Origin of the sequence: Anaerofustis sp. NSJ-163 (assembly GCF_024135845.1) — a bacterium.
In the GTDB taxonomy this organism is placed as follows: domain Bacteria; phylum Bacillota; class Clostridia; order Eubacteriales; family Anaerofustaceae; genus Anaerofustis; species Anaerofustis butyriciformans.
Genome location: NZ_JAMYJV010000001.1, coordinates 150,326 through 164,401 on the forward strand (window position 1 = coordinate 150,326; position 14,076 = coordinate 164,401).

12 protein-coding genes are annotated in these 14,076 nt (G+C 27.6%); 3 read left to right on the forward strand and 9 right to left on the reverse strand.

All coding sequences use genetic code 11. From position 1 onward, the window contains the following. Positions 1-12: 12 nt before the first annotated feature. Together M6G78_RS00790 and M6G78_RS00795 are read right to left on the reverse strand one after the other, a co-directional pair. Complete coding sequence (locus M6G78_RS00790) at positions 13-546, reverse strand: hypothetical protein (protein WP_138268817.1); 534 nt, start codon at positions 544-546, stop codon at positions 13-15. Between the two features lie 74 nt (positions 547-620). Then, the gene (locus M6G78_RS00795) at positions 621-1,736 is read right to left on the reverse strand and encodes a D-alanyl-D-alanine carboxypeptidase family protein (RefSeq protein ID WP_253229311.1); all 1,116 of its coding nucleotides are present in this window, start codon (positions 1,734-1,736) and stop codon (positions 621-623) included. Positions 1,737-1,901: 165 nt separating this feature from the next. On the opposite strand from M6G78_RS00795, the gene M6G78_RS00800 reads away from it, so the two are divergent. Together M6G78_RS00800 and M6G78_RS00805 are read left to right on the forward strand one after the other, a co-directional pair. Next, positions 1,902-2,186: a sporulation transcriptional regulator SpoIIID gene (locus M6G78_RS00800; RefSeq protein WP_138268819.1), complete on the forward strand. Its 285-nt coding sequence runs from the start codon at positions 1,902-1,904 to the stop codon at positions 2,184-2,186. Further along, positions 2,152-3,345 carry an extracellular solute-binding protein gene (locus M6G78_RS00805; protein ID WP_253229312.1) on the forward strand — a complete coding sequence of 398 codons (1,194 nt, stop codon included), beginning with the start codon at positions 2,152-2,154 and terminating at the stop codon, positions 3,343-3,345. Before M6G78_RS00800 ends, M6G78_RS00805 begins: the two co-directional genes overlap by 35 nt. A gap of 24 nt (positions 3,346-3,369) precedes the next feature. Here M6G78_RS00805 and M6G78_RS00810 read toward each other — a convergent pair whose 3' ends face one another. From M6G78_RS00810 to cas10, 7 genes are all read right to left on the reverse strand, one after another. Beyond that, a complete protein-coding gene (locus M6G78_RS00810) occupies positions 3,370-4,686 on the reverse strand; it encodes a hypothetical protein (RefSeq protein WP_253229313.1) in 1,317 nt (438 codons plus the stop codon). 1,928 nt (positions 4,687-6,614) lie between these two features. Beyond that, positions 6,615-7,361 carry a CRISPR system precrRNA processing endoribonuclease RAMP protein Cas6 gene (cas6, locus tag M6G78_RS00815; protein ID WP_253229314.1) on the reverse strand — a complete coding sequence of 249 codons (747 nt, stop codon included), beginning with the start codon at positions 7,359-7,361 and terminating at the stop codon, positions 6,615-6,617. Next, entirely contained in the window at positions 7,361-8,437 is a 1,077-nt protein-coding gene (gene csm5, locus M6G78_RS00820; RefSeq protein WP_253229315.1) for a type III-A CRISPR-associated RAMP protein Csm5, read from the reverse strand. The genes cas6 and csm5 overlap by 1 nt, the downstream gene beginning before the upstream one ends. Next, positions 8,437-9,351, reverse strand: a complete 915-nt coding sequence (csm4, locus tag M6G78_RS00825) for a type III-A CRISPR-associated RAMP protein Csm4 (RefSeq protein ID WP_253229316.1) — start codon at positions 9,349-9,351, stop codon at positions 8,437-8,439. The genes csm5 and csm4 overlap by 1 nt, the downstream gene beginning before the upstream one ends. An 8-nt stretch (positions 9,352-9,359) precedes the next feature. Then, positions 9,360-10,040, reverse strand: coding sequence for a type III-A CRISPR-associated RAMP protein Csm3 (gene csm3 / locus M6G78_RS00830; protein WP_253229317.1), 681 nt, complete (start codon positions 10,038-10,040; stop codon positions 9,360-9,362). 12 nt (positions 10,041-10,052) lie between these two features. After that, positions 10,053-10,499 (reverse strand): type III-A CRISPR-associated protein Csm2, encoded by a 447-nt coding sequence (csm2, locus tag M6G78_RS00835; RefSeq protein ID WP_253229318.1) that lies wholly within the window; start codon positions 10,497-10,499, stop codon positions 10,053-10,055. A gap of 2 nt (positions 10,500-10,501) precedes the next feature. Continuing rightward, the gene (gene cas10, locus M6G78_RS00840) at positions 10,502-12,919 is read right to left on the reverse strand and encodes a type III-A CRISPR-associated protein Cas10/Csm1 (RefSeq protein WP_253229319.1); all 2,418 of its coding nucleotides are present in this window, start codon (positions 12,917-12,919) and stop codon (positions 10,502-10,504) included. A 262-nt stretch (positions 12,920-13,181) separates the two neighbouring features. Between cas10 and M6G78_RS00845 the strand changes: the two genes are divergently transcribed. Next, positions 13,182-14,072 carry a DegV family protein gene (locus tag M6G78_RS00845; protein ID WP_253229320.1) on the forward strand — a complete coding sequence of 297 codons (891 nt, stop codon included), beginning with the start codon at positions 13,182-13,184 and terminating at the stop codon, positions 14,070-14,072. Positions 14,073-14,076: the final 4 nt, after the last annotated feature.

A 14,076-nucleotide genomic window follows, 5' to 3' on the forward strand; every position in this document is an offset into this window, starting at 1 on the left:
TAAACAACACCTTTATAAAATTTTATTATTTTCATTATTTTCAGATTGATTTGTTTCGTTTATATTAACTTGATTTTCATTAGAATAAGGGTTTACAAAAATATTTTCTTGATACATTTTTTTTGTATGTATGTTTTTATTTGCACCTTTTATAAAAATAATAGGGGCTGCAATGAGTATTGCAGTAGTATATATTCTTTCCAAAATTAAAAGAGAAACAAATGTATCTAAAATTATGCAGATAAGGCTTATTATAGCCCAAAATTTACATTTTGACATAACCTCTTCATCAGTTACTTTTGCATTTTTAAAGCCCAAATATGCACAGTATCCTTCTATTATACCTATTACTAAAAAGAATATACCGGCAAGGCAGTATATTATAGCTTCATTTTGATATACAATATCAAAAATCATTGTTATATATCCAAATAACATAAAAAGCCCTGTAAGCACATTTTGAATACATGCAAATATAAATATAGCAGAAGATGCACGTAAAAAATTTTTACCTTTTGCAAAATCTATATAATTTTCGTTATACATTTTATTCCCTCTTTATTTATAAGTTTTATTTCGTATATTATATATTTTAAGACAAAATAATGCAAATTAATATATTAAAGCCCAACAAAATTCTTAAAAATATTTGTAAATTTGTAAAATATACCTTTATTAGCATTTTTATGAGCTAAATGTTCGCTGTAAGAATAAATTTCATTATTAACAGTAATGCTGTAATTTAATATGTAATTATCACTTCCTGAGTTATACACTTTCTTATAATCAACTTTGTACTCTTCTCCATCTTTTAAAGGAAAATATATATCATTTTCTGCAGTAAGTTTTGTAATACCTTTTTTGCTGTTTTTAAGAGGCAGAGTTTTTATGTATTCACCTTTTTCGATAATTTTTTCCATTTTATAATTACTAAAAGACATATCAAGTAAATTTTTACTGTCTGTGTAATGATCTGCACTTTTTAATACTACCCCCACAACCTGCATATCATTTCTCTTGGCAGCAAAAACAAAACACTTCCCTGCCTTTTTTGTATATCCTGTCTTTACACCATTTGAACCATCAAAACTATTTAAAAGTTTATTTCTGTTATATATTACTCTACCGTTCTCTTTTCCCTCATATGACATACTCCACTTTTTATCATTTATTATTTTTACGAAATTTTCATTTTTCATGGCATATGATGCAAGAAGTGCAAAATCATAAGCGGTAGTATAATGTTCATCGTCAGGAAGTCCGTTTGGATTTTTAAAGTTTGTATTTTTCATTCCAAGTTCCTTTGCTTTTTCATTCATCATTTTGGCAAATCCTTCTATTGAACCTCCAATATGATAAGCCACCGCAACTGCTGCATCATTACCGGATACAAGCATCATTCCGTGTAGTAAATCTTCAAGGGTTAATTTTTCCCCTTCCTTTAAATATATACTTGTTCCCTCAATTCCTGTATATTCCTTTTTTATTTCAACAATGTCATTTAAGCTTCCTTTTTCCAAAGCTAAAACGGCGGTCATAACCTTTGTTGTTGAAGCCATAGGGAGTTTTTCGTCTTTATTTTTGGAATATAAAAGCCTATTTGTGCTGCACTCCAAAACCGCATATGCCTTTGAATTTATACTAAAGGCCTCTACATTTTTTTGTTTAGGCAGACTAAAAAAAGATACAAGTAAAACAAATACACATAAAATAATTGATATAACTTTATTTTTCATAAAACCATCTCTTCCCTTTTATTCTATGTTTATTTATATGTATCTAAAATAATTTAATGTTAAGGATAAAGCATAATAAACCGTTCTTTATTACACAAAATTTTTTTTATTTTAATCATATCTTTATAAAAAAAACATAACTTTTAATTAAGTGAGGAAAAAGATATGTTAGATAATATAAAAACAAGAGTCATTAAAGAAGCAAATTATATTGTAGATAATAAATCCACAATAAGAAAGTGTGCAGATATTTTTAAAGTAAGTAAAAGCACTGTACATAATGATTTATCAAAAAGGCTAAATAAAATCGATATATCATTATATAAAAAAGTAAGAGATATTATAGAAATAAACAAAGAACAAAGACATATACGAGGCGGAATTGCAACAAAAGAAAAATATAGGGAAATAAGAAATGAAAAGAAACAAAAGAAAGAAACCAAGCTTTAGGCTTGTAAGTGCTGTTTTACTTATAATATTAATATTTACGTATAAATTTTATATTAGAGATATTTATATAGATAAGTTTATAAATAAAGAACAGACGAAAACATATCAAGGACTTATTAATCTATGGGACAGCCCCACAAGAAGCGTTATAGGAAGCAGTTATGGTTTTATAAACAACGCCATATATAACTTTGAAGAGGAAAGTGAACTATTACAAATAGAGCTTAGAGAGCTTTCTTTTGAAGGAGCAAAGACACTTGCAAACGAAAAAGCACAAAGTGAAAATCATCCTGATATAATAAGCAAATACATAGAAAATACCATAACAAAAACAGACAATATTATGTACGATAAAGAATTTGTAAATTATATGAAAGAAACCTACGGCATAAAAAAAATAAAAGAAGAGGAAGAAAGGTGTATATTCCCGTTATATGGTTCTTTTAACGTTATAATAATAAACAAAACCGCCTTTGAAGAAATGGGAATAAACCTTCCAAGTAAAGATTGGAGTTACAATACTTTTATAAACCTAATCAGAGAAATAAAAGAAAGGGATACAAAAAAAGAAAAAATACCCTTTGACATGTTCGTAGATGAAGATAACTTTTCATATATAAATTTTATTCTTGATAACGGATACGAAAATATAGGATATAAAAAACTTGAAACATTAAAAAAAGAACTTAAGGGATATAATTGTTTAAAATATAAGAAAAGCGAAGAAGATGTTCATTATGACTTATATAATTCTAAAACAATGATATACGCAGGAAATATGGATGATGTGAACTATTTAATAAGAACAAAAGACAAGGAAAATGCTTTTGAGTTTGAAGTATATCCCTATCCTTATGAAACAAAAAAAGTAAACTTTATGCAAAATGTAAAAAGTTATTATCTGTTAAATACAAAAGATGAATCAAAAGAAAGGGTAATAAAAAATTTTATGGAGTATTTATATCAAAATGAAGGTGAAAACATACTTAACATTCAAGGAAAAATTCCAATGTTTAAAGTAAATTACAATGCTCAAAAATTAAAGTATCCATATTTAAAAGATTATATAAATTTAGAAGAATATTATTCCACAGAAGATGAACAATTTATTTTAAAACAAAAAGATATTTATAAAGAAGTCAAAAATATTTTAAAATAAAAAAAGCAGGTCAGCCTGCTTTTTTTAAAGTTCATCTATTATTTTTTTGTTCATTTCATCATAACTGTTTAAATATTCTTTACTAAAAGGAATATTAGTATACTTTAATAAGTCTACAATCATATTAAATACTTCATTTGACGTATATCCTGTAGTTTGTTTTACATATTCATCTGTTACTGATTTAATTTGATGAGCTGCTGTATTTCTGACTTTACTTTCCACATCTCTTACTTCGTTTATTTTATCCTTCACAGCATCATTAGTACAAAATCCATCAATTAAAAATTTAAAATGAACGCTTTTTAATGTATCCGTAGTATTAAATTTACCGTTTAAAGCATTAGGACCGTTTATTGTATCTAAAACACGGCTGTCTCCGTTTCTTAATTTTCCGTCAGACCATTTTTTTGTTTTGTTATCCATAAATGTAAAATCATCAATATTTAATCCGGAATACTTTTCAAATATTCTTATACTGATTTCCAAAAATAACGGAGAAATTGCCCTTATAAAATCGGCGTATTCTTTCTTTTCTATTTTTATTTTTAATGATAAAAGATATTCTATAATATCTCTGTCTTCTCTTCTATTTATAGGAAGAAAATGTTCGTTATATTTTGAAATATATCTTGTCATATTTGCAAAGTCAAGCTGAAGTCTTCTGTATGCCCCATTTAACAAGTCCATAAATTTATCACTTATAAACTCTTTAGAACCATTTGCGATATCTATTGCAGAAGAATAATTATATTTTCTTATTTGTTCCTTTATAATATCGGCTTTAATTTGAAAAGCAAGGTTTCTTTTTTTAGATTTCTTACATCTATTTTCAAAGTTTTCCTCGTTATCTATATTACATTCCCACATTAGTTCAACATTATAATCTTTTTCCATTCCGTCATTCATTCTTTTTACTGGGGTAGAAACCTGTATTGGAATAAGGTTCTCTTCCCCAAGAACAGATAGAATCTGAACAGAGCTTTTCATTGCAGGAGAGCCTGAAGAAACATTTACATATATTTCACTCTCAGGATTTTCTTTTCTTATTCTTTTTATTATTTCTTTAAATTCATCAAAGAAGTCATCAAAAATATGAACATCCACAAGATTTGGTCTTTTAATAAGTTCGTATTCTATGTTCTTTTCTATATGTTTTGAAAGAAGTTCAAGAGTTTTAGTGTATCTATGGTCTGATTCTTCCTTTTCAACCATTTCCTTTGAAAGATACATATAAACTTTATCAGGTTTAAACACTCTTGAAATATGTATAAAAGCACCATCATAAGACCCTCTTATAGGGTCTGTTCCTCCTATTGGTGTAAATAAAATTTTTTTCATAAATTCCTCCATTGTAACGTCCCTGCAATAGGGATTGTTTTGGAAAACACTTAAGGATAAAAGATATATCTTTGGTGGTTCTCGTCCCTTTTATAGGGATTTTTAGACTTACGCAGCAATTAAAACTGCACAAAAAGACACGATTTCGTCCCTTTTGTAGGGATTTTTTATTACTATTATACACCTTAAAGAAAAGGATAATAGATATATTTGTCTCTTTTTAGAGATTAAAACAAAACATATATAATCATATACGTTTATTTTATCAATATATTAATTAATTTACAATATATAAATATTTAATACATAACTATAAAGTCCCTTTAATAGGGATTTTTCATTAATATCGAAGTACATAAGTTAAAAGAATAGTATTTTCGTCCCTATGATAGGGATTATTTTTTTACAGTTGATTTTTATGTAGTTAATAGCAATTTTCGTGTTTTCGTCCCTATTATAGGAAAAAGTTAGGGACTGGCCCTATAACCCTGCTCTTTTTTTGCTTGTCCATTCGCAATTTTTCTTAAAAAATCGCTCATGTTGTTTAAAGCTTTCAGCTTACTGAGTTTTATTAAAAATAAAACTCATCTGTTTCTTTGAAACAGTAAACAGTCACAATAAGAGGTAAAAACGACACTTCTCGGCGAAGTGCCTTATTACGCTTTTCGATGCCTACGTAAAACTCTCCCAAGTTTTACTGGCAGAAAAGCTACCCCAAACCTAACTTAATGAGGGGATATCGTTAAACATTACCCTAACAAATAATAAAATAGGGCGGCGGTAGCACTCGTTCATAGAAAAATCGGGTAGATTTTTCATGAAATCCGAGTGCGTTATAAGCCCCACGGCGAGTGGCGCCCTTTTATTCGACTTTTTTAGGCGAGTAAAAAAGTCGTGGGGTATTAGGGGTGAAACCCCTAGCAACGCCCCTATGATAGGGATTATTTTTTTATAATAAGTTAGAAATACCTTACAGAACTTTAGAAGAGTTTTCGTCCCTATGATAGGGATTATTTTTTTACAGTTGATTTTTATGTAGTTAATAGCAATTTTCGTGTTTTCGTCCCTATGATAGGGAAAAGTTAGGGACTCTGTCCCTATAACCCTGCTCTTTTTTTGCTTGTCCATTCGCAATTTTTCTTAAAAAATCGCTCATGTTGTTTAAAGCTTTCAGCTTACTGAGTTTTATTAAAAATAAAACTCATCTGTTTCTTTGAAACAGTAAACAGTCACAATAAGAGGTAAAAACGACACTTCTCGGCGAAGTGCCTTATTACGCTTTTCGATGCCTACGTAAAACTCTCCCAAGTTTTACTGGCAGAAAAGCTACCCCAAACCTAACTTAATGAGGGGATATCGTTAAACATTACCCTAACAAATAATAAAATAGGGCGGCGGTAGCACTCGTTCATAGAAAAATCGGGTAGATTTTTCATGAAATCCGAGTGCGTTATAAGCCCCCACGGCGAGTGGCGCCCTTTTATTCGACTTTTTTAGGCGGGTAAAAAAGTCGTGGGGTATTAGGGGTGAAACCCCTATCAACGTCCCTATGATAGGGATTATTTTTTTATGAGATATATTTAGTTTGTTTTATTTAAGTTGATTTTTATGTTTTCGTCCCTATCATAGGGATTATTTTTTTATGATATGGTAATTAAACGCTTAAAAGATGAAATACTGTTTTCGTCACTATTATAGAGGAAATATTAAGTACACTGTCCCTATACCCCTGCTCGTTTTATTATCCTAAAATAAAATACAAACGTGGAAGTATCTTTTACATGGGCTTGGGGTAGCAACAATTCAAGGAAAAACTAGCAGTTTTTTCGAGGAAATCTTGTTGCGTTATAAGCCCCACGGCGAGTGGCGCCCTTTTATTCGACTTTTTTAGGCGAGTAAAAAAGTCGTGGGGTTTAGGGGTAAAACCCCTATAACAACATTTTTATACACCCCATCCCCTGAGGAGACTTAACACCTATACCTGCATAAGATGCAAAATCAAAAAGCAAATAAGTAAGACTTAATAAAGGTTTTGGACCTTTTACATAAAAACTTACGTTACCTATAAATGATTTTATTCCAACATCACTGGATTTAAACATAGTACTTTTAATGTTAAAATCCTTTAGTGAAATATTATTTATTAAACTTTCCATTGTTTCTTCATCTTTTAAAGTAACAGGTAAAAATGAATCAGCCTTGTTTACCATACTTTTTACTATAAGCCTAATATCCGGAACAAAAACATTTTCTCCAAAGGATTTAAAACTCGTGGGAGTTACAAATTTTACTTTTATTACCCTGCTTTTTTCTTCTTTATAAAAAGAATTTATATATTCGTTTAAGTCTTTTATTTCTTTCAGATTATATTCATATGGAATGTATTTATGGTCTTTATAAGTAATATTTATAAATCCATCTTTGTTTAACCTTTCAATTATTGGTAAAATAATATTTTCTCTTGCTTCTTCATTTAACGTGTTTATCTGCCAGATGTATTCATCATTTAGCATAAAAACACTTTGTGAATAAGGTTTTAACCCTTGAAAATGTAAAAAGTCTGCATATTCTTTTTTGCATGTTTCCATAATATATCCGTGAAACAACGGTGCATTGTTATAAAAAAGCGGAAACCCCTCTTCTTTTTTTATTTTTACGGTTAATCTTGAAATCATTATAAAACCTCTACTATTCCGCAAAGCCTTGTTCCTTTTTCGTTTGTTACGACTTTAAGTGTTCTTGGACTGTAATTTTTATCATTTATGTGTTCGCTAATCTTTTTCATTTTAGGATTTCTTGCTTTTTTATGTATCGCTTCTTTTGTTTTTTCTATTAATTCATCTCCCTCATATGCACCTTTTAAAATGCTTTTTGAATGATAACCTACCATTCCCCCAATAACAAACAATGTATTTTCCTTATTATAATTAGGTAAAAACTGTTCTTCTTTACTTCCTATTTTTAAAGCATTTAAATAAAGTTCAAAACCTCTTTTTAAAATATTTAAGAAATCTTCTTTTGAGTTTAAACTTATACCGTATTTTTCATGTAAAAGATTGGTTTTTGCTTTATCCAAAGTAACACTGAAAGAAAACATACTTCCTTCTTTTATGAATTCCTTAAAATTACTTATAGTCTTTGTTCTTCCATTTATATAATTATAATCTTCTCTTTGTAAAACCTGTATAGAATCTTTTTGTATTTTATTAGAATCGGAAATCATAACTCCGCTCATAATCTGCAAATCGTCTTCTTTTAATAAATATTTCTTTACAGCTTTTGGATTTACTTTAAAATCATTTAATGCTTTACTTGAATTATTTAGTATGTAGCTTTCAAGAACTGTTCTAAAAGCTCCTTTCAAACTGCTTCCAGGTATATAAGGGTTACTGTCAATATCTTTAATAAATAAATCTATTTCATTTAGATTTGTTTTTGAAATCTTGTTTTTATAATATTTAGCCCTGCTTTTTTCAATTAATGAGTAATCTATTTTATTTACGCTTCCCCTTTTTATTAAAATATCAAAAAATTCCTTTAAAGAAGCCTTATCGCTTTGTAGTAAAAATTTATTAAATTCATTTAGACATTCTAACTTTTTAAAAAACTTTATAAGTTTTCTTTTATCTATAAAAATAACATCATTCTTATCAAGCAGATAATCAAGTTTATTTATACTTTCACCACTTCCTATAAATAAAGGAGACATAACTTTACAATTTAGTGTGAAATTTACATAATCAGACTTCATTATTCTATCCCCCATTTTAGTGCTTTCGCATATCTATAAATACTTCTTACGTTTTCTTTATTTACTTCCTTTATCTGCCCTTTAATATCAAAATCCATACATGAACCGCTTTTTAACATTGGTGTTGTTTTCTTTTTTACCATATTTCCATTTACGACAGAAAATCCGCTTCTTGAAATAATGGAATAAAAACTATTTGAAGTTTTAAGCATCATGACTTCTTCATCAGTTGGAATAACACTTGATAAAAGCATTTTATATTTACAATTTGAATTTAAGCTGTTTATTATATCTAAACTTGGTTTTATTATTTCATCTATTTCAAATTTACCGTATCCGCTTGATTTTTTACCCCCTATACCACTAAAAGAAAGGCTTTTCATAACATTATCAAACTCTTCTTTTATTTCATCGTTAAAAGAAACAATAAAATATAAACCGCAGTTTTTATAAAACTGTATTCCTGAAACAATGTAAGGAGTCTGCTCTTTTGAAAAATTATACTTTGTTTGATAAACCTCTTTAAAAAATGGTTTAGAAAGTTTATATTTTAAAAGATCATTACCGTTTTTTAAATCATTAATATATTCATTAAATTCATTCATTTGAATATATTTTATCTTCTTACCTATTTTTCTGTCTTTGTTCTTGTTTTCCACCAAACTATCAAATATCATAATTGGCTTTGGAAGATAAAGATTATCTTCCATAAAAGGAAATAAATCACTTATATAAAAATCATTAAGGAGTTTTTTCGCTTTATCTATACCGTATAGATTTACATATTCATTAAAAATACTTGCAAAAATCTGGTCCGAAGTAAAATCGGAAGAATTGTCATTTGTTATATTTCCCTTTGTAACACCAAAACGAACAGGCGTTACAAACTTAAGTTTATAAATATAATAGTTCATAGTTCACCTTAAAATACATTTTCAATAATAGATTTTATTTTTTCTTCGTTTTCCTTTGTTGCAAACATTATATCTTCATTTTCAATGTTTATTTTTACTCTTCCGTATCCTCTTGTGCCGTTTCCTCCAAGGTAGTCCATTTCAAGCATATCAAAACTATCCTTTAAGTTTTTAATATCCTCTTCAAATTCATCAATACTTTCAACATTATAAATAAGCTTAAAATCAAATTTTGCACCGGCAGGAACACGTTCAATTTGTCTTGGATTTGCTACTGCTGTAATTCTATCAATTGTATTTTCAAATTTTGCTTCTGTTACATATAAATCCGTATCGGCATTTTTAAGCATATTTGCATTTTCTTCATTTAACTTTAAATCAAAAAATTGAAGTCTTGATGACACTATTTGATTATTTGAATTACCGCTTCCAAAAAGTCTTTTTATGGTAATATCTTCATCATCAATTTTATTTAAAACAGAATTTTCACTTTTTATTCTTGAAAGAAGATATCTTAGTTTTCCTTTTAATGAGCTTCCGGGAATTATAGGTAAATTTGTTATTGAATCTTTTATTACAGAATTATCAATAGCACCAATTGCCGCAAAATCATCACTTCCTCCTATGTGAAGCCCTGTTAATATATCCAAACTTCCTTTAAACATTATTTTTGCATATAACTTATTCATTTTCCCCTCCTACTAATCTCTTCCATAGAATTTTTGATAAGCAATCAAAGCTTCAGTATAATCAAAAAAGTTATCCATGTCTTTTACTGTTTTTATTGTACTTAAATATAAAATGAAAGATATTTTTTTATCTTTATACTCATAATGTGGTAGTTTATTGATAAACCACCATAAAGCAGATTTATTGTTTATTTTTTTATTTTTTATTTCAAAATCATTTGGTTTAACTCTTCCGCACTGGTAAGCAACCTGCATTTTTAAATATTCTAAATCATCAAGAATTTTATCGCTTAATTTTCCATCAACAATATTACCGTTCAACTTTTCCATTTCATATGTATTTTTCAAATTGTTTATTTGTGAAAAAATCTTTCTAAGCTGAGTAGTTGTAGGTAACATTGCGTTTTTCTCGGCAACTTTAATAAGATTCTCTGCTCTTTTTATATCCTCTCTGCTCATTTTTATTCCTCTCTTTCTCTGTTTAAGTAAATAATTAAAATTATTGTTGTAATAAGTTTTTTAATGTTTTCTTTGCTGTTAATATTATCTATAATTAAATTAGTAAATTTATTATAGTTTTCTCTTTGTGCTAAATTTTTAGGTTCAATCATTGCAAGAGCATAAGAAATTCTCGCAAGATTTATGCTTTCCTTACTATTTCTAAGTAAGTTTAATAGTTTATATAAAAATCCGTTTCCCAAATATATTTTATCTTCACATTTTTCCTCTTCATCAAAGAAACAGTATTCGTTAAATTTTAAATACAAATTTCCATAAATATCGTTAATAAATTCATCCCACTTATATACATTGTTTTCATCAAATAATGTAATGCTGTCTTTTGTGTTTTCCTTAGATATTTCAAGCAAATTTGCGCTTAAACTTGCCATATTATTTATAGGAAGATTTGCATCATACATTCCAAAACCTGCACTTATGCTTAACCTGTCATTAGAAAATATTTTGAAACACTGCCTTATATTTATTGAAAGATCCAGTACTTCATTCCATGCTCCGACAATAAAAAGATCATCTCCTCCTGCATATATTATTGAAATATTTTTAAGAAAATCTTTATTTGTAAAATATAACTTTGTGTCTTTATAACCTGCTATTTTATTTAGATAGAACTTAAAAAACATTGAAAGCATTGAAGACAAGCTTTGAAAACGTGATATTGTAGCGTATTTATATTTATCTTCACCTTCTTTATCAAATCCTTTTATGAATGCACTTCCAAGGTCGTCAACGTCCATTCTTAGAACTCCAAGCCTATTTATACCAATACTTCTTTTAGATAAATCAGAGAATGAATATAAGCTCTTACCTTTGAATCTGGTATAATTACCCATCCAAATGTTTACGCAGTATTTAAGTCCTACCATTGGATTATTTATTGAATACCCTCTTATAATCTGATTATTATTAATATCATTAATAAATTCATTTTTATTCTTTAAGTATAAATAGTTTTCACCAGCAAGGGAAAATAAACTAATCAAGAAATCTTTTTCTTTTTTATTTGATATACTAAAAAGCATTTCATCTTTCATTGTATCTACTCTGAATATTCCCTCTCCGAGTTTATACATACTTTCACAGCTTTCGCATACCATATTTCCAAGATCTTCATTTTCGTGTAAATCTTTATAAGACCTTTTACACACACTGCATTCTCTTAAATCTACATCGTTATTAGTATACTTACTGTTATCATTAAACAATTCATCTAAAGTATCTTTATATCTATTTATTTTATCTTTTGAAATTTCATGACCTGCATTTTTATATATTTTCGCTAAGGTATCATTACTGTTTATATTAATTAATTCATTAGCAGAACATTCACTATATCCAAAGGCAATATATAAATCTATGTAATATTTTTTTAAAAAATAAGAATTAATTTTATTTTGAAGATATTTTATTTTATCTTTTGTTTCCTTTGTGTTTGCAAGAAGCATATAAAAATGACCTCCCCCGTTATAAAGGAGATTTGCTCTTGACAAATCAAAATAATTTAACATTTCATCTATAATATTTTCCATTTCAATTTCAAGATAGAAAGAACGGCCTTTAATTGACCTTAAAGCCCCTTTTGAAGAAATATTAAAAATAAAATCTTGTATACCAGATAAGTCACCGCTTAAAAGAATTATTGTTTTTTCACTATATATATTTTCTTCTTCACTAAAACAACATTTTTTATAATCTGTTATTCCTTTAAAGTTAAAGTAATCAAAAAAACAACTGGCTATTGCGGCAGTAAGTTTTGAATGTGAATAAAGAGAGACATCATTAATTCCGTTTTTATCGGTAGATGAAGGAATAAATGAAAAAGTACTTTCAATAAGTTGTAATAAAGAATTTATGTTAATATCACTGTTTATAATATATTCAAAATTTTTATCAAAATATTTAAAACCTTTATTATAATCATATTTGTCGGTTAAATTCCTAGCCGTATTGGTATCTTTAGGCAAAAGAATATCTTTTTTTATATCAATATCAGAAACATTAAAAGCACTCTTAATGTTATTCTTATTTGTATTTAACAGATTAAAAATATTCATAAGTGGAGCTTTTTTATCATATCCAAACTCAATATTTCCATCATCTTTTTTTCTTCTGTCTATGGCAGATGAAATGTTATCACAAACATATGTTATATATGAAAAATCATCATTTGTTAAATTTGCATTTGTAATTTTATTCTTATGATGATACAAAACAGAATTTAAAATCTTATCATTTGTAATTCCTTTTTCTTTTAAATAATTATAACCTAAAAGAGAATGATTTGTTTTTTCGTTTGTACTCCTCATAATGAATTTCCCCAAATCATGCAATACGGACCCTATTATTAAATCCTTATTCAAAACATACCTCCCATTTAATCGTAAATATTTTCTTAATTATACCATACAGAAAATTGATTGAAAAAAAAATAAATTAAAATATATAAAATATTGATAAAAAGGAAATTTTTCCCTATTATATTACAATTTTTATATATATAATGAAAACAATAAATATATATTATATAAAACATTTCCCTACATTAAAATTTCATTAATATTTTGAAAAAAAATGTAATATATAGTATAGTTATTATATATAAATAAGAAATTGGAGGATAATATGGCTTTTAAAATTATTACAGATTCAGCAAGTGATGTTCCACAATATATAATAGATGAATTTAATTTACATGTAATTCCAACTCCCGTTGTTATAAATGAAAAAGACTATTTTGATGGCGAAACAATTTTTCCCAAAGACTTTTACAGCATTTTAGAAGATAAAACAAAAGATATTAAAACTTACCACATAAACAGTGAAATGTTCAAAAGAAACTTTGAACCTTATGCAAAAAACGGCGATGAAGTTTTATATATGTGCTTTTCAACAGGTATAGCAGGAACATTCAATGCAGCAAACCTTGCAAAAGAAGAACTGCTTGAAACTTATCCTGATTTTAAAATTACAATTATAGATACGAAATGTGCATCTTTAGGATTTGGTATTCCCGTTTATAAACTTTTATTAATGCAAAGAAACGGTGCAGACAAAGAAACAATTATAAAAGCAGCTAAACATTTCTGTAAACACATGGAACACATCGTAACTGTTGAAACACTTGATTATTTATACAAAGGTGGAAGACTTTCAAAATTATCTTACGTTGTTGGCGGAGGACTTAACATAAAACCTATGATTGAAATTGACGAAAACGGTTCTCTTGTTGCATATGCAAAAGTTAGAGGAAGAAAAAAAGCAATAAATAAAATTATAGAAGAAGTCGGAAAAAGAGGCAAAGACCTTGAAAATCAAATTATCGGAGTTGTTCATGGAGACAGAGAAGAAGAAGCAAAAGAGCTTGCAAATATTTTGAAAGAAAAATACAACGTTAAAGACGTTGTAATAAGTTATGTAGGTTGTGCAATAGGGGCTCATACAGGTCCGGGAGTCATTGCCGCTGTTTGCGAAAATGAAAGCGACGGTGAATTTAAGGAATACTTATATAAATAATTAT

What these genes read in the sequence shown, in the direction of transcription:
- M6G78_RS00795 (WP_253229311.1), bottom strand. Translation starts at nt 1,736, where the DNA reads ATGAAAAATAAAGTTATATCAATTATTTTATGTGTATTTGTTTTACTT.
- csm2 (WP_253229318.1), bottom strand. Translation starts at nt 10,499, where the DNA reads ATGAGCAGAGAGGATATAAAAAGAGCAGAGAATCTTATTAAAGTTGCC.
- csm3 (WP_253229317.1), bottom strand. Translation starts at nt 10,040, where the DNA reads ATGAATAAGTTATATGCAAAAATAATGTTTAAAGGAAGTTTGGATATA.
- M6G78_RS00790 (WP_138268817.1), bottom strand. Translation starts at nt 546, where the DNA reads ATGTATAACGAAAATTATATAGATTTTGCAAAAGGTAAAAATTTTTTA.
- csm5 (WP_253229315.1), bottom strand. Translation starts at nt 8,437, where the DNA reads ATGAAGTCTGATTATGTAAATTTCACACTAAATTGTAAAGTTATGTCT.
- M6G78_RS00800 (WP_138268819.1), top strand. Translation starts at nt 1,902, where the DNA reads ATGTTAGATAATATAAAAACAAGAGTCATTAAAGAAGCAAATTATATT.
- cas6 (WP_253229314.1), bottom strand. Translation starts at nt 7,361, where the DNA reads ATGATTTCAAGATTAACCGTAAAAATAAAAAAAGAAGAGGGGTTTCCG.
- M6G78_RS00845 (WP_253229320.1), top strand. Translation starts at nt 13,182, where the DNA reads ATGGCTTTTAAAATTATTACAGATTCAGCAAGTGATGTTCCACAATAT.
- csm4 (WP_253229316.1), bottom strand. Translation starts at nt 9,351, where the DNA reads ATGAACTATTATATTTATAAACTTAAGTTTGTAACGCCTGTTCGTTTT.
- M6G78_RS00805 (WP_253229312.1), top strand. Translation starts at nt 2,152, where the DNA reads ATGAAAAGAAACAAAAGAAAGAAACCAAGCTTTAGGCTTGTAAGTGCT.
- M6G78_RS00810 (WP_253229313.1), bottom strand. Translation starts at nt 4,686, where the DNA reads ATGAAAAAAATTTTATTTACACCAATAGGAGGAACAGACCCTATAAGA.